General features: G+C 47.6%; 32 protein-coding genes. All 32 read right to left on the bottom strand.

Features of this window, described 5'->3' with window-relative positions; translation table 11 throughout:
* Position 1: 1 nt before the first annotated feature.
* The gene (locus AC6I1H_RS11115; protein WP_497737657.1) at positions 2-799 is read right to left on the bottom strand and encodes an energy-coupling factor transporter transmembrane component T family protein; all 798 of its coding nucleotides are present in this window, start codon (positions 797-799) and stop codon (positions 2-4) included.
* Positions 792-1,655, bottom strand: a complete 864-nt coding sequence (locus tag AC6I1H_RS11110; protein WP_497737656.1) for an energy-coupling factor transporter ATPase — start codon at positions 1,653-1,655, stop codon at positions 792-794. Before AC6I1H_RS11110 ends, AC6I1H_RS11115 begins: the two co-directional genes overlap by 8 nt.
* Complete coding sequence (locus tag AC6I1H_RS11105) at positions 1,640-2,470, bottom strand: energy-coupling factor transporter ATPase (RefSeq protein WP_497737655.1); 831 nt, start codon at positions 2,468-2,470, stop codon at positions 1,640-1,642. Before AC6I1H_RS11105 ends, AC6I1H_RS11110 begins: the two co-directional genes overlap by 16 nt.
* A 384-nt stretch (positions 2,471-2,854) precedes the next feature.
* On the bottom strand, positions 2,855-3,187 hold the full coding sequence (gene rplQ, locus AC6I1H_RS11100; protein ID WP_497737654.1) for a 50S ribosomal protein L17: 333 nt from the start codon (positions 3,185-3,187) through the stop codon (positions 2,855-2,857).
* Positions 3,188-3,200: 13 nt separating this feature from the next.
* A complete protein-coding gene (locus AC6I1H_RS11095) occupies positions 3,201-4,151 on the bottom strand; it encodes a DNA-directed RNA polymerase subunit alpha (protein WP_497737653.1) in 951 nt (316 codons plus the stop codon).
* 46 nt (positions 4,152-4,197) lie between these two features.
* A complete protein-coding gene (gene rpsD, locus AC6I1H_RS11090) occupies positions 4,198-4,824 on the bottom strand; it encodes a 30S ribosomal protein S4 (RefSeq protein ID WP_497737652.1) in 627 nt (208 codons plus the stop codon).
* 23 nt (positions 4,825-4,847) lie between these two features.
* On the bottom strand, positions 4,848-5,231 hold the full coding sequence (rpsK, locus tag AC6I1H_RS11085) for a 30S ribosomal protein S11 (protein WP_497737651.1): 384 nt from the start codon (positions 5,229-5,231) through the stop codon (positions 4,848-4,850).
* 18 nt (positions 5,232-5,249) lie between these two features.
* On the bottom strand, positions 5,250-5,621 hold the full coding sequence (gene rpsM / locus AC6I1H_RS11080) for a 30S ribosomal protein S13 (protein ID WP_497737650.1): 372 nt from the start codon (positions 5,619-5,621) through the stop codon (positions 5,250-5,252).
* Between the two features lie 19 nt (positions 5,622-5,640).
* Positions 5,641-5,754, bottom strand: a complete 114-nt coding sequence (rpmJ, locus tag AC6I1H_RS11075; RefSeq protein ID WP_132548289.1) for a 50S ribosomal protein L36 — start codon at positions 5,752-5,754, stop codon at positions 5,641-5,643.
* 26 nt (positions 5,755-5,780) lie between these two features.
* A complete protein-coding gene (gene infA, locus AC6I1H_RS11070; RefSeq protein WP_497737649.1) occupies positions 5,781-5,999 on the bottom strand; it encodes a translation initiation factor IF-1 in 219 nt (72 codons plus the stop codon).
* Positions 6,000-6,015: 16 nt separating this feature from the next.
* Positions 6,016-6,312: an RNA-binding protein gene (locus AC6I1H_RS11065; RefSeq protein ID WP_497737648.1), complete on the bottom strand. Its 297-nt coding sequence runs from the start codon at positions 6,310-6,312 to the stop codon at positions 6,016-6,018.
* Between the two features lie 12 nt (positions 6,313-6,324).
* Complete coding sequence (map, locus tag AC6I1H_RS11060) at positions 6,325-7,071, bottom strand: type I methionyl aminopeptidase (RefSeq protein ID WP_497737647.1); 747 nt, start codon at positions 7,069-7,071, stop codon at positions 6,325-6,327.
* Positions 7,068-7,721 carry an adenylate kinase gene (locus AC6I1H_RS11055; protein ID WP_497737645.1) on the bottom strand — a complete coding sequence of 218 codons (654 nt, stop codon included), beginning with the start codon at positions 7,719-7,721 and terminating at the stop codon, positions 7,068-7,070. The genes map and AC6I1H_RS11055 overlap by 4 nt, the downstream gene beginning before the upstream one ends.
* Before the next feature lie 11 nt (positions 7,722-7,732).
* Positions 7,733-8,989, bottom strand: a complete 1,257-nt coding sequence (gene secY, locus AC6I1H_RS11050; RefSeq protein WP_497737644.1) for a preprotein translocase subunit SecY — start codon at positions 8,987-8,989, stop codon at positions 7,733-7,735.
* Position 8,990: 1 nt separating this feature from the next.
* Positions 8,991-9,431 (bottom strand): 50S ribosomal protein L15, encoded by a 441-nt coding sequence (rplO, locus tag AC6I1H_RS11045; protein ID WP_497737643.1) that lies wholly within the window; start codon positions 9,429-9,431, stop codon positions 8,991-8,993.
* A gap of 28 nt (positions 9,432-9,459) precedes the next feature.
* Positions 9,460-9,945, bottom strand: a complete 486-nt coding sequence (gene rpsE, locus AC6I1H_RS11040) for a 30S ribosomal protein S5 (protein WP_497740772.1) — start codon at positions 9,943-9,945, stop codon at positions 9,460-9,462.
* A gap of 31 nt (positions 9,946-9,976) precedes the next feature.
* On the bottom strand, positions 9,977-10,342 hold the full coding sequence (rplR, locus tag AC6I1H_RS11035; RefSeq protein WP_497737642.1) for a 50S ribosomal protein L18: 366 nt from the start codon (positions 10,340-10,342) through the stop codon (positions 9,977-9,979).
* 20 nt (positions 10,343-10,362) lie between these two features.
* Positions 10,363-10,902, bottom strand: a complete 540-nt coding sequence (rplF, locus tag AC6I1H_RS11030) for a 50S ribosomal protein L6 (protein WP_497737641.1) — start codon at positions 10,900-10,902, stop codon at positions 10,363-10,365.
* Between the two features lie 21 nt (positions 10,903-10,923).
* Positions 10,924-11,322, bottom strand: coding sequence for a 30S ribosomal protein S8 (gene rpsH / locus AC6I1H_RS11025; protein WP_497737640.1), 399 nt, complete (start codon positions 11,320-11,322; stop codon positions 10,924-10,926).
* 32 nt (positions 11,323-11,354) lie between these two features.
* Positions 11,355-11,540 carry a type Z 30S ribosomal protein S14 gene (locus AC6I1H_RS11020; RefSeq protein WP_497737639.1) on the bottom strand — a complete coding sequence of 62 codons (186 nt, stop codon included), beginning with the start codon at positions 11,538-11,540 and terminating at the stop codon, positions 11,355-11,357.
* An 18-nt stretch (positions 11,541-11,558) separates the two neighbouring features.
* Complete coding sequence (rplE, locus tag AC6I1H_RS11015; RefSeq protein WP_497737638.1) at positions 11,559-12,098, bottom strand: 50S ribosomal protein L5; 540 nt, start codon at positions 12,096-12,098, stop codon at positions 11,559-11,561.
* A gap of 20 nt (positions 12,099-12,118) precedes the next feature.
* Positions 12,119-12,442, bottom strand: a complete 324-nt coding sequence (gene rplX / locus AC6I1H_RS11010; RefSeq protein WP_497737637.1) for a 50S ribosomal protein L24 — start codon at positions 12,440-12,442, stop codon at positions 12,119-12,121.
* A gap of 14 nt (positions 12,443-12,456) precedes the next feature.
* Positions 12,457-12,825: a 50S ribosomal protein L14 gene (gene rplN, locus AC6I1H_RS11005; protein ID WP_497737636.1), complete on the bottom strand. Its 369-nt coding sequence runs from the start codon at positions 12,823-12,825 to the stop codon at positions 12,457-12,459.
* A gap of 18 nt (positions 12,826-12,843) precedes the next feature.
* The gene (gene rpsQ, locus AC6I1H_RS11000) at positions 12,844-13,101 is read right to left on the bottom strand and encodes a 30S ribosomal protein S17 (RefSeq protein WP_497737635.1); all 258 of its coding nucleotides are present in this window, start codon (positions 13,099-13,101) and stop codon (positions 12,844-12,846) included.
* A gap of 18 nt (positions 13,102-13,119) precedes the next feature.
* The gene (gene rpmC / locus AC6I1H_RS10995) at positions 13,120-13,332 is read right to left on the bottom strand and encodes a 50S ribosomal protein L29 (RefSeq protein WP_497737634.1); all 213 of its coding nucleotides are present in this window, start codon (positions 13,330-13,332) and stop codon (positions 13,120-13,122) included.
* The gene (gene rplP / locus AC6I1H_RS10990) at positions 13,322-13,756 is read right to left on the bottom strand and encodes a 50S ribosomal protein L16 (RefSeq protein WP_497737633.1); all 435 of its coding nucleotides are present in this window, start codon (positions 13,754-13,756) and stop codon (positions 13,322-13,324) included. The genes rpmC and rplP overlap by 11 nt, the downstream gene beginning before the upstream one ends.
* Positions 13,728-14,423, bottom strand: a complete 696-nt coding sequence (rpsC, locus tag AC6I1H_RS10985) for a 30S ribosomal protein S3 (protein WP_497737632.1) — start codon at positions 14,421-14,423, stop codon at positions 13,728-13,730. The genes rplP and rpsC overlap by 29 nt, the downstream gene beginning before the upstream one ends.
* Before the next feature lie 3 nt (positions 14,424-14,426).
* Complete coding sequence (gene rplV / locus AC6I1H_RS10980; RefSeq protein WP_497737631.1) at positions 14,427-14,765, bottom strand: 50S ribosomal protein L22; 339 nt, start codon at positions 14,763-14,765, stop codon at positions 14,427-14,429.
* 28 nt (positions 14,766-14,793) lie between these two features.
* Positions 14,794-15,078: a 30S ribosomal protein S19 gene (rpsS, locus tag AC6I1H_RS10975; protein WP_497737630.1), complete on the bottom strand. Its 285-nt coding sequence runs from the start codon at positions 15,076-15,078 to the stop codon at positions 14,794-14,796.
* A gap of 18 nt (positions 15,079-15,096) precedes the next feature.
* On the bottom strand, positions 15,097-15,924 hold the full coding sequence (rplB, locus tag AC6I1H_RS10970; RefSeq protein ID WP_497737629.1) for a 50S ribosomal protein L2: 828 nt from the start codon (positions 15,922-15,924) through the stop codon (positions 15,097-15,099).
* Positions 15,925-15,948: 24 nt separating this feature from the next.
* Positions 15,949-16,239 (bottom strand): 50S ribosomal protein L23, encoded by a 291-nt coding sequence (rplW, locus tag AC6I1H_RS10965; RefSeq protein ID WP_497737628.1) that lies wholly within the window; start codon positions 16,237-16,239, stop codon positions 15,949-15,951.
* Positions 16,236-16,862: a 50S ribosomal protein L4 gene (gene rplD / locus AC6I1H_RS10960; RefSeq protein ID WP_497737627.1), complete on the bottom strand. Its 627-nt coding sequence runs from the start codon at positions 16,860-16,862 to the stop codon at positions 16,236-16,238. Before rplD ends, rplW begins: the two co-directional genes overlap by 4 nt.
* Positions 16,863-16,864: the final 2 nt, after the last annotated feature.

Here is a 16,864-nt window from a genome sequence, read left to right as displayed (position 1 = left end):
CCTACCACAAATACCGGCTGGCTATTGCACCCAGGACAATCAGGGTAAATATGATAAATGTTACGAAATCAAGCCCCGTCATTTTAAGTTCTTTCATGCGCGTCCTGTTTTCCCCACCGCGATAGCATCGGGCTTCCATCGCCATGGCCAGCTCATCTGCCCTCCTGAAGGCGCTTATGAAAAGCGGCACCAGCAGCGGCACCATGTTTTTTGCCCGGCTTATGACATTGCCGCTTTCAAAGTCGGCTCCCCGTGCCATCTGGGCCTTCATGATTTTGTCGGTTTCCTCCAGAAGTGTGGGAATAAACCTCAAAGCAATGGTCATCATCATTGCCAGTTCATGGGCGGGAACCCCCACTTTCCTGAAAGGCGAAAGCAGCCTTTCAATGCCGTCGGTAAGCGATATGGGCGAGGTGGTCAGAGTCAGAAGCGAAGTGCCGACGATGAGCAGCACCAGCCTTATGGCCATAAACGCTCCCTGGTACAGTCCTTCATAAGTCAGGTCAAGGGGGCCGATTTCATAGAGTATTCGCCCCTTAATCATAAATATGTTCAAAACGAAAGTAAGAGCAATAATCAGGATTAACGGTCTCAGGCCTTTTACCATGTATTTTATGGATATTCCCGAAAGCACCGATGCCAGAACTAAAAATGCCACTGGGAATAAATATCCCCAAAAATTGTTCAGCAAAAAAAGCAAAATCATATAGGCCAGGGTTATAATAATTTTTGTCCTCGGATCCAGGCGGTGAACAGGAGAATTCCCCGGTATATACTGTCCAATGGTTATCTCACGCACTGCCCTTCCTCCTTACGGCTTTCAAAATCTCCGCCCTGGCTTCTTCCACCGTCAAAATATCGCCGGACACGGCTTTGCCTTTTTCCCGTAGTTTCAGCATCAGTTCAGTTATCTGAGGTATGCCAAGGCCAATGGCCGTCAGGCCCCTGTAGTCCCTGAAAATCTCGCGGGAAGAACCCTGGTTTATCATTTTTCCCCGGTGCATCACCGCAATCTTATCAACCAGCCTTGCTATGTCCTCCATACTGTGGGAAACAAGTATAACGGTTATATTTCGCTTCTTCCTCAGCGTGACAATTTCTTCAAGGATCTCATCCCGGCCCATGGGATCAAGACCCGCAGTGGGTTCATCCAGAATAAGCACTTCCGGATTCATGGCCAGCACTCCTGCTATGGCCACTCTGCGCATTTGACCTCCACTGAGTTCAAACGGTGATCTGTCTTTAACCGCATCGTATTTCATCCCTACCAGTTCGAGAGCCTCTCTTACCCTTCTTTCGACCTCATCTTCCGGAAGCCCCATATTTTTCGGCCCGAAAGCCACATCCTTTTCAACCGTTTCTTCAAAAAGCTGATGTTCCGGATATTGAAATACCAGACCGACCTTCTGCCTGATTTCTTTTATTCGCGTGCTTCTTGCATGAAGGTTTTCACCGTTTACAATGATTTCACCGGAAGTGGGTTTTAACAGGCCGTTGAGATGCTGGATGAGGGTGGATTTTCCTGAGCCGGTGTGGCCTATAAGGCCCCAGAATTCTCCATCCGCAATCTCCCAGTTAACATCTTTTAAAGCAATGGATTCGAATGGGGTTCCCGGCATATATACATGTGTAAGGTTTCTTACAATAATTGACATAAATAATCCACCATCTCTTCCAATGTCAGTAAATCGGGCTTTATTTCGATACCAGCATTCCTGAGCTGATGGGCCAGCTCGGTCACCTGCGGGACATCCAGCCCTATTCTTTTCAGACTTTCCACTCTGGAGAACACCTGTCTGGGAGTGCCTTCCATAACCACCTGCCCCTTTGCCATTACAAGCACTCTATCCGCCTGGACCGCTTCATCCATGAAATGGGTTATGAGCACGATGGTTTTGCCCTCTTCCCTGTTGAGTTTTTTAACGGTGTTTATTACCTCTTTTCTTCCAACAGGGTCCAGCATAGCTGTAGGTTCATCCAGTATTATGCACTGCGGTTTCATGGCCAGAATCCCGGCTATGGCAACCCTTTGTTTCTGCCCGCCGGACAGGAGATGGGGGGCTTTATGGGCAAATTCTGTCAATTCCACGGCCTCCAGGGCCTGCCTGACACGATCGCGAATCTCCGCCGGCGGAATCCCCAGGTTCTCAGGCCCAAAAGCCACATCTTCTTCAACGACGGTAGCGACAATCTGGTTGTCGGGGTTCTGGAAAACCATACCGGCTTTTTGCCTAACTTTCCATATATCTTCCTTATTGGCGGTGTTCAAGCCATCCACATATATTTCCCCTTTTGTGGGTATGAAAATGCCATTAAAAAGCTTGGCCAGGGTGGATTTTCCCGAGCCGTTAGGTCCGATTATGGCCACAAATTCCCCTTTATTGATTTTCAAGTTTATATTTTTCAGAGCCAGGTCACTGCCCTGAGTATATTGATAATATACGCCCTGGGCGATGATTTCGGCGGTCAATGATGCCGCCCCCTTTACAAGTTATGCCTATTTATGGGGACATTCCTCCGCCTCCCCCAGAGGAATACCTTTGAAAAGGAGGTGTGTCCCCTAACCTCTTATGGGGACATTCCTCCGCCTACCCCTATATCGGAAGCCAGATGTCAGAAGTCGGATGTCGGAATTGAGGGATTTGCCTTTTCGGCAAATCCAACTTAATCTGACCTCTGAACCCCGACCTCTGCTAAAAAGAGGTGTGTCCCCTAACTCTTCAATGGGGACATTCCTCCGCCTACCCCAGCCTAGTTGGGGACGTTCCTCCGCCTCCCCCAGCTGACTGCCCTAGAAAAGGAGGTGCGTCCCCACACCTATTATCCCATGAAAAGGAGGTGTGTCCCCTAACCTCTATACCAGCTCCATTACTACCATAGGGGAAGAATCTCCCCTGCGCGGACCTATTTTTACGATGCGGACATACCCGCCGTTTCTTTCCTGATATTTAGGAGCAACTTTATCGAAAAGATTCTTAACAGTGGTTTCATCCAAAACTTCTGCCAGCACCATTCTCCTTGATGCCAGGTCATTCTTTTTCGCCAGCGTAATCATCTTTTCGGCAATCCGGCGGACTTCCTTGGCCCGGGTCTCTGTGGTGATTATTCTCCCATGTTTAAAAAGCGATGTAACCATGTTCTTGAGCATCATTTTACGGTGGCCGGTTGGTCTGCCTAATTTCCTCATCTTCTTGACCTCCTTAACTATCATCCGATTGTTTTAACGCTAAATTAAACGCCGCCAGCTTTTCTTCTACTTCTTCCAGTGATTTCCTACCAAGATTTCTCACTTTCATCATGTCTTCCGAAGACCTCTGTATGAGTTCCTGGATGGTATTTATCCCAGCCCTCTTCAGGCAGTTGTAAGACCTTACCGAAAGATCCAGCTCTTCTATAGGCATTTCCAGGATTTTTTCTCTGTCATCTTTTTCTTTTTCTACCGGAACTTCGGGACTTTTAACCTTGCTTGTCAAGCCTACGAACAGGTTGAAGTGCTCTATGAGGATTTTGGCCGCAGCGCTTACGGCGTCATCGGGTTTTATAGTGCCGTTGGTCCATAATTCCAGAGTCAGTTTATCATAATCCGTCCTCTGCCCTACGCGTGTATGCTCCACTGAAAAGTTGACCTTGTGTACGGGGGTGAATATGGAATCTATGGCAATTACCCCTATGGGTTGATTTGGTTTCTTATTCCTGTCCGCAGTCACATACCCCTTGCCCTTTTCCAGAGTTAATTCCATGAATAGTTTACCGTCTTTATCCAGCGTTGCAATATGGTGATCGGGATTGACGATTTCCACATCGGCATCAGTGATGATATCCCCGGCTTTCACCTCGCATTCGCCACTGGCCTCAATCCTAAGCAGTTTGGGCTCATCGCTGTGCATCAATATGGACAGGCCTTTGATATTCATAATGATTTCCGTGGTGTCTTCCACAACCCCCGGAATCGTTGAAAACTCATGCTGCACCCCTTCGATCTTGATAGAGGTTACTGCAGCTCCAGGTAACGATGACAAAAGTACACGACGCATGGAGTTGCCAAGGGTTGTGCCGTAGCCTCTTTCCAGCGGTTCAACGATTACTTTGCCGTAAGTTTCATCTTCGCTTACCTCTACCAACTCAATCCTCGGCTTTTCAATATCCATCATCTAATGTGTTACCCTCCTTAAATTAAAGATTTCGGATGAGGGTTGATTACTTGGAGTAGAGCTCTACTATAAGGTGTTCTTGAATCGGAACGTCGATATCCTCGCGTTTGGGCAGGCTCACAATTTCTCCCGTCAATGTTTCAAAATTCACAGATAACCATCCGGGCACGACTTTGGCGGCTCCCGCTTCGGATATTTCTTTGAAAAACGGAAGGCTTCTGCTTTTTTCTCTGATCGAAACCACATCTTTTTCTTTAACCTGATATGACGGGATGGTAACTCTCTTGCCGTTCACTTCCACGTGGCCGTATCTCACTATCTGCCTTGCCTGGGGTCTGGATGAGGCGAATCCCATTCTGAAAACCACATTATCCAAACGGGTTTCCAGCAATCTCAAAAGGTTTTCACCGGTTACTCCTTTCTGTCTTACGGCTTTGTCAAAGTAGTTTTTAAATTGTCTTTCCAGAACTCCGTAAATCCTTCTTGCCTTTTGCTTTTCCCTGAGCTGCAAGCCATATTCGGACAGCTTGCGCCTCATCTGACCGTGCTGGCCGGGGGCATAACCCCTCCTGTCAATGGCACACTTGGGCGAATAGCAGCGGTCTCCCTTGAGGTAAAGTTTCATGCCCTCGCGGCGGCACAACCTGCATACGGCATCTTTATATCTCGCCATTTACTTCTGCACCTCCTGTAATTTTATACACGTCTTCTCTTGGGCGGTCTGCATCCGTTGTGAGGGATGGGCGTCACATCTTTTATCATATTGACTTCCAGACCGGCCGCCTGAAGAGACCTTATGGCTGCTTCCCGGCCACCCCCGGGTCCCTTTACGAAAACCTCCACAGACCTTAAACCGTAATCTAGAGCCTGCTTTGCGGCCGATTCCGCCGCCATTTGAGCTGCAAAAGGCGTCCCTTTTCTGGAGCCTTTAAATCCTACGGTCCCCGCGCTGGCCCAGGTCAGGGGCCTGCCAGCCTCATCGGTGATGGTCACTATGGTGTTGTTGAAAGTTGAATGTATATGGGCCGCACCTTTTTCTACACGCCTTTTATCCTTGCGTTTCTTTACTGCTTTTGGCAATTTGCTCACCTCCAGATATTATTTGCTGCGCCTTACGCCAACTGTCTTGGCGGGACCCTTCCTGGTCCTGGCGTTAGTGCGGGTCCTCTGCCCCCGCACAGGCAGTCCTTTGCGGTGGCGTATCCCTCTGTAGGAACCTATTTCCACCAGCCTTTTAATATTCATTGCTACTTCTCTGCGCAAATCACCTTCGACTTTATAGTTCTTTTCGATAATGTCACGCAGTCTTGTGATTTCTCTTTCCGCCAGGTCTTTTACCCTGGTGTCCGGGTTTACATCGGCCTCTTTCAAAATCTGCCTTGATCTGCTGAGGCCGATGCCGTAAATATATGTGAGGGCAACTTCCACACGTTTTTCCCTTGGAAGATCAACTCCGGCTATTCTAGCCATTATTCACACCTCCTTCTACTTAGCCCTGTTTTTGTTTGTGCTTTGGATTTTCGCAGATGACCATAACCCTGCCTTTGCGTTTTATTATTTTGCACTTTTCGCATATTCTCTTCACCGAGGGTCTTACCTTCATGGGGTTTCCTCCTTTTTTCCAAAAATCTATTTGAAGCGGTATTTGATGCGGCCTCGGGTTAGATCATAAGGAGATAATTCCACGGTTACCCTGTCTCCGGGGAGAATTCTGATATAATTCATTCTGATTTTACCGGATACATGGGCCAGAATCTTATGACCGTTTTTCAATTCCACCCGAAACATTGCATTGGGAAGAGGTTCCAATACGGTTCCTTCAACCTCGATAACATCTTCCTTGGACAAGGTCGCATACGCCTCCTTAAACCTGTCTGGATGTTTCATTCAGGTTCAAATCAACCAGTTCTTCCAACGCTCTTTTTATTTCGTCGTTGAATATTTTCCTTTTACTCTGGAGCTTTTCAGCTATATAATCGGATTTTTTGTTTAACACCTTGAGATGTTTAATCTTCTTCTTCTTCGGGTTTTCCACTTTTCTTAAAGTTCCATCTGCCACATAAACGAATTTTTCATCCAGAATTTTAACCACGATCATAAAACGCCCTCTATCGCGGCCGGCACAGGATAAGACCAACTGCCCCAGTGAAATTTCTTGCATAAAAACACCTGCCTAAAGCATTGTTAATATTTCGGGTTCGGAATCCGTAATCGCAACAGTGTTTTCATAATGGGCTGAGAGACTCCCATCCTTTGTTACAACCGTCCAGCGATTTTTCAGAGTGTAAACTTCATATCCTCCGGCATTTACCATGGGTTCAATAGCCAGAGTCATCCCCGCCTTCAGCCTGGGCCCTCTGTGAGGCGGACCGAAGTTTGGTATTTGAGGGTCTTCATGCATTTTCCTGCCTATGCCGTGACCCACATAATCCCTGACTACGGAATATCCTCGCTTTTCTACATAAGTCTGAATGGCATGAGATATATCCGAAAGCCTGCAGCCCTGTTTCGCAAAAGCCAGGCCCTGGAAAAAGCTTTCTTTTGTAGCCTCAATTAAATCAACTGCCTCATTGTCGGCGTTTCCCACTATGAAAGTCCTGGCCGCATCCCCATTATATCCTTCAAAGGAAGCTCCTACATCTATACTAATAATATCACCATCTTTTAGGATTCTTAATCCAGGGATTCCATGTACTACCTCCTCGTTTACTGAAGCGCAGATGGCAGCCGGAAATCCGCGGTAACCTTTAAAAGTGGGATATGCTCCGGAACTTTTTATAAACTCCTCTGCGATACGGTCCAACTCCCCCGTCGTAATACCCGGTCTTATCGCCTTTTCTATCTTTTCAAGGGTCATTGCCACTATTTTCCCGGCTTTTTTCATGATCTCTATCTCCCGGCGGGATTTCAATATTATCATTTTTCTTCCCCTCGTAACCTGTCTACGATGTTTTTATGCACTTCATCTATGGTTTTGTTCCCATCAATGTCGACAAGCAGGCGGCGTCCGCGATAAAACTCAATCAAAGGAGCGGTTTTTTGTTCGTATTCCTCCAGACGCTTCTTTACTGTTTCCAATTCATCATCAGGCCTTATGATAAGCTCATTTCCGCAAACATCACAGAGCCCCGGCTTTTTTGGAGGATTATATTTCACATGGTAAGAGGCTCCGCAGGATTTGCAAACCCTTCGCCCGGTAAATCTCTCAATGATGTCATCCCGCGGCACTTGAATGTTTACAACCGCATCAATGCTCTTGCCGTTTTTTTGCAGTATTTGCTCAAGTCTTTCCGCCTGAAAAACAGTCCTGGGGAAACCGTCAAGTATGAATCCTCCGGCAAGATCCTGTTGATTCAATCTTTCCTCCACAATGCTGATTACTATATCATCCGGCACCAGCATGCCCGTATCCATATATTCTTTCGCCTTTTTCCCCATGGGGGTATTATCCTGAACGGCCCTTCGGAAGATATCTCCGGTAGATATCTGATGAATATTGAATTCCTCAGCAAGCTTTCTGGCCTGGGTTCCTTTTCCCGCTCCCGGAGGCCCGAGCATAATTATCCGCACGCAAATCACCTCTATTTAAGAAACCCCTGATAGTGCCTCATCAACATCTGCGCTTCAATCATCTTCATGGTTTCCAAGGCCACGCCCACCACGATGAGAAGTGCCGTACCTCCAAAGTATATATTCAGAGAGGTCACGCCTGTAACAAAATACGGAAGCACAGCGATGATCGCTAGGAATATGGCTCCCACCAGAGTTATCCTGGTCATGATCCTGTTGAGATATTCCGACGTGGGTCTTCCAGGCCTTATGCCAGGTATGAATCCGCCGTATTTCTTCATATTTTCAGCCACTTCCACAGGGTTGAAAGTCACGGCTGTGTAAAAATAGGTGAAAAACACAATGAGCAGAGCATACAGGCTGGCGTACAGCCATCCCCCCGGCTTGATGAAAGATGCGATGCTCACCGCTATCCTGCTGTTTGGGAAAAATCCTGCCAGAGTGCTCGGGAAAAGCAGGATAGACAGTGCGAAGATTACGGGGATTACTCCCGCCGCATTCACCTTAATGGGTATATGGGTGGATTGACCGCCGTAGACTCTTCTACCTACCACCCTTTTTGCATATTGCACCGGCACCCGGCGCTCAGCTTGCTGCACCGCGATTACGTCCACTATCACTGCCAGTGCAAATACTGCAAAAATAATAACGGTGAAAATGTTGGTAGTCCCCACCTTCAGCAACGTATAAAGCTGATAACCTCCGCTGGGCAGCCTTGAAACGATACCGGCGAAAATTAACAATGAAATGCCATTGCCGATTCCCTTATCCGTTATCTGCTCGCCCAGCCACATCAAAAATGCCGTGCCTGCCGTAAGGCTTATTACCACGATGGCGCTGCCAAGCAATCCGGGATGCTTCAGGGCAGTTCGAAATCCTATGGAAAGGCCTACGGCCTGTATGAGAGCCAGAATAACAGTACCGTAGCGCGTATACTGCGCAAGCACCTTTCTGCCGGCTTCTCCTTCTTTTGCCATCTCCTCCCACTTAGGAATGACTATGGTAAGCAACTGAACTATTATGGAAGAGTTAATATATGGGGTTATACTCATGGCAAAAACCGAGAACTGTTTGAACGCACCGCCGGATATGATATCAAAGAAACCCAGCAACGCGCCTTTTTCAATCATTGCTTTAACCGCATCGGGATTCATGCCCGGCACCGGGACAAAAGCGCCGACTCTGAATATTATCAGCATAAGCACCGTAAACTGAATCCTCTTTCTCAGGTCCGGTATCTTCCATGCATTCCTCAAAGCCTCCAGCATGTCAGATCACCTCTGCCTTTCCACCGGCAGATTCTATCTTTTCTTTTGCCGACTTTGAAAATGCATGGGCTTTTACATCCACTTTCACTTTTAATTCCCCATTGCCCAGGACTTTGACCCCGTCTTTTATTTTTTTCAAAATGCCGCTCTGGACCAAAAGTTCGGGAGTGACACTGGTATTTTGTTCAAATCTATTTAAATCATCGACGTTGACGAGAGCATATTCCTTTTTGAATATATTCGTGAAACCGCGCTTGGGAATGCGTCTGTACAGCGGCATCTGGCCACCTTCAAAGCCCGGCCTCACTCCCCCGCCGCTGCGAGCTTTTTGACCTTTGTGACCACGGGTGGAAGTCTTGCCATGCCCTGAGCCTATTCCCCGGCCTACTCTCTTGGCCTTTTTGGTGGAACCGTCGGCAGGAAAAAGCTCGTGTAATCTCATCAGGTTGCACCTCCTCTTTTTGAGTAGATTATCCTAACAGCTCTTCAACGCTTTTATTCCTGAGTCTTGCAACTTCTTCGGCCCTTTTCATTTGTTTCAGGGCTTCCATGGTGGCATTGATCATGTTTCTGGAATTGGCGGAACCCAGAGATTTGCTCACCACATTTTTAACTCCGGCAAGTTCCATGACGGCTCTGACGGGCCCGCCGGCGATGACGCCGGTTCCTTCCACAGCGGGTTTTATGAGCACCTTTCCGGCTCCGAAAACGCCCAGGCTTTCATGGGGAACCGTTCCGTTGACCAGAGGAACTTCTATGAGGTGCTTCTTTGCATCTTCTATGCCTTTGCGGACCGCTTCGGGTATTTCCTGAGCTTTTCCCGTTCCTACGCCGACCTTGCCGTTTCTGTTTCCCACAACCACGAGTACGGCAAATCTGAAATTTTTTCCGCCTTTCACAACTTTGGCCACTCTGTTTATGGAAACAACTTTTTCTTCAAATTCCTGTTCTTCCATGTTTTTACGCTGCAATAGCTTCGCCTCCCTTCTAAAATTCCAGTCCCGCTTCCCGGGCGGCATCGGCCAGAGCTTTGATTCTGCCGTGGTACAAATATCCGCCCCTGTCAAAGGCCACCCGCTTTATGCCCTTTTCAGCTGCTTTTTTAGCGATGAGTTCGCCGACCTTTTTGGCTGATTCAATGTTGCACCCCGTCACAACGTCCCTTATAGCCGGGTCCTGAGTGGAGGCGGCTGCCAGGGTTGTGCCGGTTTCATCATTTATAATCTGCGCATAGATGTGCTTTAAACTTTTGAACACATTCAACCTGGGCCTTTCCTGGGTTCCAAAAATTTTCTTGCGGACCCGTATGTGCCTTCTTCCCCTGGAAACTTTTCGGGATTCTTTATTTATCATCTCGTATCCCTCCCTTTGCCTTATTTAGCGCCGGTCTTGCCTACCTTGCGTCTCACTACTTCGTCCTCATATCTTATGCCTTTACCCTTATACGGTTCAGGCTCTCTTACTTTTCTTATGTTTGCCGCTATCTGCCCCACCAGTTCCTTGTCCACGCCTTTTACCGAAATCTTGTTGGGTGCCGGAACCTCAAATTCTATGCCCTGGGGCGGTTCTATTTCCACCGGATGTGAATATCCGACGGTCAGGACCAACTTGCTCCCTTGTTTTGCCGCTCTGTAGCCCACTCCCTCGAGAGAGAGCTTTTTTTCGTACCCGGCCGTGACTCCATTCACCATGTTGTATATCAAGCTCCGGGTCAGTCCGTGCAAAGCTCTGTGCATGTTGTTATCCGAGGGCCTTTCAACGATAATCTGAGAATTCTCGTATTTTATCTTCATATCTCTGTGAAATTCACGGCTTATACTGCCTTTGGGACCTTTTACCGTAACGGTGTTCCCCTGGACCTTTACTTCCACTCCCTGGGGAATTTTAACCGGCAGTTTACCGATTCTGGACATTCGCTGCACCTCCCTTATTTTCTACCATACGTAGCAGATTACCTCTCCGCCCACCTGTTCTTTTCTTGCCTGTTTATCGGTCATAATGCCCCTGGATGTGGAGAGAATTACGGTACCCAAGCCTCCCATGACCTTCGGAATATTATCCTTCCTTGCGTATATCCTCAGGCCGGGCTTGGAGATTCTTTTGATACCCGAGATTACCTTTTTCTTGTTGGGACCGTATTTCAGGTAAACCTTTATTATCCCCTGCTTTGAATCATCGATGATTTCAAAATCCTGAATGTAACCCTCATCCTTGAGCGTCTGGACAATAGCCTTTTTTAGTTTAGAGCAGGGAATCTCCACCGTCGGATGACCTGCATCGTTGGCATTCCTTATACGGGTCAGCATATCTGCGATTACATCCGTCATAGCCAATTGAGCTTGCCTCCCTTCATTTACTGTATCTCTTACCAGCTTGCTTTTTTTACTCCCGGTATTTGCCCAAGATGGGCCAGCTCTCTGAAACATATACGGCACACGCCAAATTTTCTGAGGTAAGCATGAGGTCTGCCGCATATTTTGCATCTATTGTATTTCCTTGTGGAAAACTTCGGAGTCCTCTTTTGCTTGGCAATAAGCGACTTTTTAGCCACGCCTTTCCCTCCTTCCAATTAAGACCCAAAGGGCATTCCCATATTTTTCAAAAGTTCTCGGGCTTCTTCATCGGTCTTTGCCGTTGTCACAATGGTGATATCCATTCCCCTTACCCTGTCGATCTTATCATAGTCTATCTCGGGGAAAATCAACTGTTCCTTTATTCCCAGCGTATAGTTGCCCCTTCCGTCAAAAGAGTCCGGCGAAACCCCTTTGAAATCTCTTACTCTGGGAAGATTTATGTTAAAAAGTTTATCCAGAAAATCATACATTTTTTCTGCTCTGAGTGTTACCTTGGCTCCGATAGGCATGCCTTTGCGCAGCTTGAAAGCGGCTATAGACTTTTTCGCCTTTGTAACCACCGGCTTCTGTCCCGTAATGACAGATAAATCGTAAGTAGCCGCTTCTATAGCCTTGGGATTTTCCCTGGCGTCGCTTATGCCCATATTTATGACCACTTTTTCCAGCCTCGGCACCTGCATTATATTTTTGTAATTAAATTTCTTCATTAAAGCCGGAACCACTTCATTTTCATATTTTTGCTTTAATCTGGACACTTGCCTGCCTCCTTTCCCGGTTATTTATCCAGAACTTCCCCGCACTTCCTGCATACCCGCACCTTTGTGCCGTCAGCCAGCACCGAATGACCCACTCGTGTGGCGCTCTGGCATTTGCCGCATACCGGCATCAGTTTGGAAGTATATATGGGCAGTTCCTGATGTATTATTCCGCCCTGCGGCACCTTTGCCGAAGGTCTTCTATGCTTTGTAGCCATATTCACACCTTCCACTATGGCCTTGCCTTCGCCAGGTAAAACTTTTATGATCTTCCCTTTTTTGCCCCTGTCTTTACCGGAAATTACCACAACGACATCTCCCTTTTTCACATGTACCTTCGCCAACAAACCCACCTCCTCTACAAAACTTCAGGCGCCAGGGATATGATCTTCATGAAGTCCTTTTCTCTGAGCTCCCGAGCTACGGGCCCGAATATGCGCGTTCCCTTTGGATTCTTATCGTCATTTATTATAACGGCGGCATTTTCGTCGAATTTTATATATGAACCGTCCGGCCTGCCGACTGCCTTTTTGGTCCTTACAATAACGGCTTTTACCACATCTCCCTTTTTAACAACGCCGTCGGGTGTTGCATTTTTAACCGAGGCCACAATAATGTCCCCTACATGGGCAAATTTGCGCTTGGAACCGCCCATGATCCGTATGCACATCAATTCCTTGGCTCCGGTATTGTCTGCCACATTCAATCTGGTTTGAACCTGTACCATGAAAATAACCTCCCTTCTCTACTGGGCCTTCTTAATAATCTCCACCAGTCTCCAGCGTTTATCGTGGCTCAGGGGTCTTGTTTCAGAGATTTTCACAATATCGCCGATCTTGCATTCATTGTTTTCGTCGTGAGCTTTGAATTTCTTGGTCCTCTTTATGGTTTTACCATACATGGGGTGCCGCATTAAGCTTTCAACTGCCACGACTATGGTTTTATCCATTTTATCGCTGACCACAACTCCGGTGCGGACTTTTCTTGTTTTTCTTTCCTGCACATCCGTCCCTCCTTCCTATCACTTTGCGGAGCTTGCTTTCTTTTCATTCTGCCTTTCGGTAAGAACCGTCTTTATGCGGGCTATTGTTTTCCGGACCTCGCGGATCCTCATCGGATTATCCAACTGGCCGGTAGCCGCTTGAAACCTCAGGTTAAATAGTTCGCCCTTCAGGTCCTTTATTTTCTGCATGAGCTCGTCGTCGGAGAGATCTCTTATCTGTTTAACCTTCATTCTCATCACCGCCCAATTCCACGCGTTTTACTATTTTTGTCTTTATAGGCAGCTTATGTGAAGCCAGAGTCATGGCCTCCTTCGCCACCTCTTCCGATACCCCTCCCAGCTCAAACAGCACGCGCCCGGGTTTTACCACGGCAACCCACAATTCTGGCGAACCCTTACCGCTGCCCATACGGGTTTCGGCGGGTTTCTTGGTCACGGGTTTGTCCGGGAAAATCTTTATCCATACCTTGCCGCCCCTTTTGATGAATCTTGTCATGGCAACCCTGGCGGCCTCTATCTGCTGGCTGGTGAGCCATGCGGCTTCCTGAGCCTGAAGCCCGAATTCGCCGTAAGTCACTTCAGTGCCCTTGTGTGCCTTGCCTCTCATCACGCCCCGCTGTTGCTTTCTATACTTCACCCGCTTTGGCATCAACATTTTCCACTTCTCCTCCTTCCCCGGATTTTTTCTTATTCTTGACAGGAAGGACCTCGCCCTTGTAAACCCATACTTTAACCCCTATGCGCCCATAGGTTGTGTAAGCCTCCGCAAAACCGTAATCTATATCGGCTCTCAAAGTCTGCAGAGGAATGGTGCCTTCGTGGTACATCTCAGATCGCGCAATTTCCGCACCGCCCAGGCGGCCGCTGACCATTGTCTTTATTCCCCTGGCTCCCGCCTTCATGGCTCTTGAGATAGCCTGCTTCATGGCGCGGCGGAAAGAAATTCGCCTTTCCAGCTGTGATGCGATGTTTTCGGCAATAAGCTGGGCTTCGATGTCCGGATTTTTTATTTCCACAACGTTTATTGAAACCTGTTTGCCCGTCATTTTCTCAAGGTCTTTTTTCAGCTCTTCCACACCGGTACCGCCCTTGCCAATGACCATTCCCGGCTTTGCGGTGTTGACCGTAATCTTTACTCTGTTGGCAGCCCTTTCTATCTCTATTCTTGAAACGCCGGAGGAAAACAACTTTTGCTTTATATGTTCTCTTAACTTATAATCCTCCAGCAGCAATTCGGCGAAGTCTTTGCTGGAATACCATCTTGAATCCCAGTCTTTTATTATTCCCACTCTCAGCCCGTGAGGGTGTATCTTTTGACCCAAAATTTATCCCTCCTTTTCCTCTAGTATCACCGTAATATGACTAGTCCTTTTATGAATGCCTGCCGCACGTCCCTGTGCCCTGGGCATAAAGCGTTTCAGGGTCGGGCCCTGGTCAACATAGCACTTTGATATATAGAGCGCATCCCTATCCATGTCATGGTTGTTCTGCGCGTTGGCGGCCGCCGAAAGCAGCACTTTTTCCAGGATTTTTGACGCAGATTTGGGCGTATATTTTAAAATGGAAAGCGCTTCTGAAAGTCTCTTACCCCTGATGAGGTCCATTACGACTCTCACCTTTCTGGGAGCAATCCTTACATATCTTGCCCGCGCCATTGCCTGCAACTTGAATACCTCCTTTTCCAGATATTCTCTACTTGAGTGCTGTGGATTTTTCCGTATGGGCTCCATGGCCTTTAAACGTCCTCGTTGGAGCAAATTCTCCCAGCTTGTGGCCTACCATGTCTTCCGTAATATATATGGGAACATGTTTTTTCCCGTCATGGACCGCTATGGTATGGCCTACCATTTCGGGAAAAATGGTGGAATCCCTGGACCATGTCTTAATTACCCTTTTTTCCCGCTTTTGATTCATCTCAACTATTTTTTTAAAAAGTTTTTGATCAACGAAGGGGCCTTTTTTTGTCGAGCGACTCATTATCCTACCTCCCTTCTGTTATTTGCGGCGCTTGACGATGTATTTATCGGAAGCCTTTTTCTTTTTCCTGGTCTTATATCCAAGAGTTGGCTTGCCCCAGGGTGTAACCGGACTCTTGTGCCCGATCGGAGATTTTCCTTCTCCGCCGCCATGGGGATGGTCGATGGGGTTCATAACAACTCCTCTGACATGAGGCCTCCTGTTCATCCAGCGCGAGCGGCCGGCTTTGCCGATGGAAATATTTTCATGATCAAGGTTGCCCACCTGACCTATGGTGGCCTTGCATTCTTCATGAACCATTCTCATCTCGCCCGAAGGCAGTCTCAAAGTCGCAAAACCGCCTTCCCTAGCCATAAGCTGAGCAGCCGCACCTGCAGCCCTGACCAGCTGGCCGCCTTTGCCCGGAACAAGTTCTATATTATGCACCATGGTGCCTACGGGAGTATGTGACAGGGGGAGGGCATTGCCCGGTTTGATGTCGGCATTTGCTCCGGATTCCACAATGTCGCCTACCGCAAGGCCCAGAGGCGCCAGTATATATCTTTTTTCGCCGTCCCTGTAATGAAGCAGGGCAATATTAGCAGAGCGGTTGGGATCGTATTCGATGGCCACCACTTTCGCCGGAATACCATCCTTGTCCCTTTTAAAATCTATAATCCTGTATTTTCGTTTATGACCGCCTCCGCGATGGCGGGATGTCATCCTTCCCTGCATATTGCGTCCTGCAGAGTTTTTCAATATTTCCACCAGCGACCGCTCGGGCTCTTTTTTTGTGATTTCTTCAAAAGTTGAAACTGTCATTCCTCTTCTGCCCGGCGTCGTGGGTTTAAACTTTTTTATAGCCACGTGATTCCCTCCTTCGCATAAAAACTACAGCGCTTCAAAGAACTCTATTTCTTTGCTGTCTTTTTTCAATGTAACTATCGCTTTTTTCCAATCGGGCCTTTTGCCCACATGGACGCCCATTCTCTTCTTTTTGCCCCTCATGTTTATGGTGTTGACCTTTTCCACTTTTACGCCGAATATGGATTCCACGGCATTTTTTATTTCCGTCTTGTTGGAATACTTATCCACCACAAAAGCATATTTTTTGTCCGGTTTCATATCCATGGTTTTTTCGGTTATCCACGGCCGGAGAATTATGTCATGCGGATCTTTCATCCTGCATACACCTCCTCCACCCTCTCTACCGCTTCCTTCGTGATTATGAGGTTTTCATGATTTAAAATGTCGTATACATTGAGGGTATTTACGGAAGTTGTCTTTATTCCCGGCAGATTACGGGCGGATTTCTCCACGTTCTCATCCTTGTCCGGTAAAACTATCAGCGCTTTTTTATCAGCTTTGATATTCTTAAGTATTTCCGCCATTATCTTAGTTCTGGGAGCCTCTATTTTTAGGCTGTCCAGTATTATTAACTCGTTGTCGACAACTTTTGAGCTCAGAGCCGATTTTAAAGCATACCTCTTCAGTTTTTTAGGCAGTGTGAAATTATATGAACGGGGTTTGGGGCCAAATACGATACCACCTTTGCGCCACAATGGAGATCTGATACTGCCGTGTCTTGCTCTGCCGGTGCCCTTCTGTCTCCAGGGCTTTCTGCCGCCTCCGGACACCTCTCCTCTGGTCAGAGTGGAAGAAGTGCCCTGTCTCTGGTTCGCCAGGAAATTTACCACTGCCCTGTGCATTATGTCGGGCCGGACTTCAACTCCGAAGACATCATCGGAAAGTTCCACTTCACCTACCTGTTCCCCTTTTGTGTTATATAAAGCTGCTTTAGGCATCG

The organism is Biomaibacter sp. TOL (assembly GCF_059717795.1).
This window is presented reverse-complemented; position numbering and strand designations above follow the sequence as displayed.

Bases quoted from the DNA above. Each gene is read 5' to 3' on its own strand.
- rpmJ (WP_132548289.1), bottom strand. From the start codon at position 5,754: ATGAAGGTAAGACCCTCGGTGAAGAGAATATGCGAAAAGTGCAAAATA.
- rplW (WP_497737628.1), bottom strand. From the start codon at position 16,239: ATGAAAGATCCGCATGACATAATTCTCCGGCCGTGGATAACCGAAAAA.
- rplO (WP_497737643.1), bottom strand. From the start codon at position 9,431: ATGAGATTACACGAGCTTTTTCCTGCCGACGGTTCCACCAAAAAGGCC.
- rplF (WP_497737641.1), bottom strand. From the start codon at position 10,902: ATGTCCAGAATCGGTAAACTGCCGGTTAAAATTCCCCAGGGAGTGGAA.
- rpsE (WP_497740772.1), bottom strand. From the start codon at position 9,945: ATGGAAGAACAGGAATTTGAAGAAAAAGTTGTTTCCATAAACAGAGTG.
- secY (WP_497737644.1), bottom strand. From the start codon at position 8,989: ATGCTGGAGGCTTTGAGGAATGCATGGAAGATACCGGACCTGAGAAAG.
- rplN (WP_497737636.1), bottom strand. From the start codon at position 12,825: ATGGTACAGGTTCAAACCAGATTGAATGTGGCAGACAATACCGGAGCC.
- rplR (WP_497737642.1), bottom strand. From the start codon at position 10,342: ATGATAAATAAAGAATCCCGAAAAGTTTCCAGGGGAAGAAGGCACATA.
- AC6I1H_RS11065 (WP_497737648.1), bottom strand. From the start codon at position 6,312: ATGCAAGAAATTTCACTGGGGCAGTTGGTCTTATCCTGTGCCGGCCGC.
- rpsM (WP_497737650.1), bottom strand. From the start codon at position 5,621: ATGGCTAGAATAGCCGGAGTTGATCTTCCAAGGGAAAAACGTGTGGAA.
- AC6I1H_RS11095 (WP_497737653.1), bottom strand. From the start codon at position 4,151: ATGATGGATATTGAAAAGCCGAGGATTGAGTTGGTAGAGGTAAGCGAA.
- AC6I1H_RS11110 (WP_497737656.1), bottom strand. From the start codon at position 1,655: ATGTCAATTATTGTAAGAAACCTTACACATGTATATATGCCGGGAACC.
- rpsS (WP_497737630.1), bottom strand. From the start codon at position 15,078: ATGAGTCGCTCGACAAAAAAAGGCCCCTTCGTTGATCAAAAACTTTTT.
- rplQ (WP_497737654.1), bottom strand. From the start codon at position 3,187: ATGAGGAAATTAGGCAGACCAACCGGCCACCGTAAAATGATGCTCAAG.
- map (WP_497737647.1), bottom strand. From the start codon at position 7,071: ATGATAATATTGAAATCCCGCCGGGAGATAGAGATCATGAAAAAAGCC.
- rplP (WP_497737633.1), bottom strand. From the start codon at position 13,756: ATGTTGATGCCAAAGCGGGTGAAGTATAGAAAGCAACAGCGGGGCGTG.
- rpmC (WP_497737634.1), bottom strand. From the start codon at position 13,332: ATGAAGGTTAAACAGATAAGAGATCTCTCCGACGACGAGCTCATGCAG.
- rplD (WP_497737627.1), bottom strand. From the start codon at position 16,862: ATGCCTAAAGCAGCTTTATATAACACAAAAGGGGAACAGGTAGGTGAA.
- rpsD (WP_497737652.1), bottom strand. From the start codon at position 4,824: ATGGCGAGATATAAAGATGCCGTATGCAGGTTGTGCCGCCGCGAGGGC.